At 52.9% G+C, this 1,614-nt stretch carries 1 protein-coding gene; it reads left to right on the top strand.

The window, feature by feature from the left end; all coding sequences use genetic code 11:
- Positions 1-1,614: Ig-like domain-containing protein (locus PSH50_RS20910; RefSeq protein ID WP_273610068.1), on the top strand; the 1,614-nt coding region annotated here is incomplete at both ends.

Raw genomic sequence — 1,614 nt, 5'->3', positions numbered from 1 at the left:
GTGTAACTTACACCACCACAACCGATGCCAACGGTAATTGGTCTTTGGTGGGGCTTGATGTATCACTACTGGATGTAGGCTCTGTGATTGCCACAGCCACAGATGCAGCAGGGAACACACGCACAATAAGCTCAGATGACTTTGATAACACACCACCTACGCTCACAGTTGAGGTGGATGCACAAAGCAATAGCAATACACCTATAATCAGCGGTACAAGTGACGCAGGCGAAGGCGCACAAGTAACCATTGTGGTGACCGACAGTGGCGGTAACCCCCAAACCATTACCGCCCTTGTTGATGCCAACGGCGAGTGGAGCGCCACCCCAGCGACACCACTCAGTGAAGGTGAAAGCACAATTGAAGTGAGCGTACGCGACAGCGTAGGCAACGAAACCACCGTGAGTGAAACCACGACTATCGACACGCAAGCGCCAACGCTTACGATACAAAATGTAGGCGATATAAACGATTTAACCCCTACACTGCAAGGCACCAGTAACGAAATTGGCGGCACGGTAACACTCACCGTGACCGACAGTGATGGCGTTGTGCAAACCATTACCACCACCGTTGGCACGGATGGGCATTGGGATATTGAAGTGCCCAGTGCTCTGGCACAAGGTGACTTTACTGTAACGGCCAGTATTACTGATGCCGCAGGCAATGAGAGCACCGCCAACAGCAGTGGCAATGTAGATACCATTACCCCGGTTGTAACCGTGGATGCACTGGGGCTTGGTAACGACAGCACCCCACTTATTAGTGGTACTTCAACTGAGCCAGAAGGCACAGTTGTAAACATTGTAATCACCGACAGTAATGGCGATGAAACACCGCTCACCGCCACCGTTGATGCCAACGGCAACTGGCAAGCAATCAGCCCAGAATTACCTGATGGCAGCTACAGTGTACAAGCCAGCATTACGGATGCGGCGGGCAATACAGGCGGCGCTACGCAATCGGGCACCCTCGATAGCCTTGCACCAACACTGACACTCGATACTGTGGGTGCTACCAACGACAGTACGCCAACCATTAGTGGTACCACGAATGCACCAGCCGGCACGGTAATTAGCATCAGCGTTAGCGATGGCATTACCACCGAAACCTTTACAGCCACAGTCCAAGCGGGTGGCAGCTGGTCAGCGGATGTACCAAATGCACTGGTTGATGGTGAGCTCACCATTGAAGCCAGCGTGAGCGACAACGCCGGTAACTCTACCACGGTTAGTGAAACAGCCACGCTGAACACCACCGCGCCAAGCATTAGTATTAATACCTTGGTTGATACCAACGACACCACACCAACCATTAATGGGACAAGTGATGCAGCCGATGGCACTACCATTAGCCTAACGTTTGTAGACAGTTCAGGCGCTGAAACCACCACAACCACCACAGTAACCGGTGGCGTGTGGAGCGTTGCTGCACCGAGTGAATTAGCACAAGGCGAATACACAGTGACCGCCGAGGTAGACGATGGCCTGGGTAATATCGGCAGCGCGAGCGAAACCGGTGAGATTGATTTAACCCCACCGAGCCTTGTTATTACAGATAACGGCGTTAGCAACGACACAACACCGACGATCTCCGGCACAAGTGATGCGCCAC

This window comes from Pseudoalteromonas sp. Angola-7 (assembly GCF_028599255.1).
GTDB classification, from domain to species: domain Bacteria; phylum Pseudomonadota; class Gammaproteobacteria; order Enterobacterales; family Alteromonadaceae; genus Pseudoalteromonas; species Pseudoalteromonas atlantica.
Note: the sequence above shows the minus strand (reverse complement) of the source record. Positions and strands in the feature narration are given on the sequence as shown.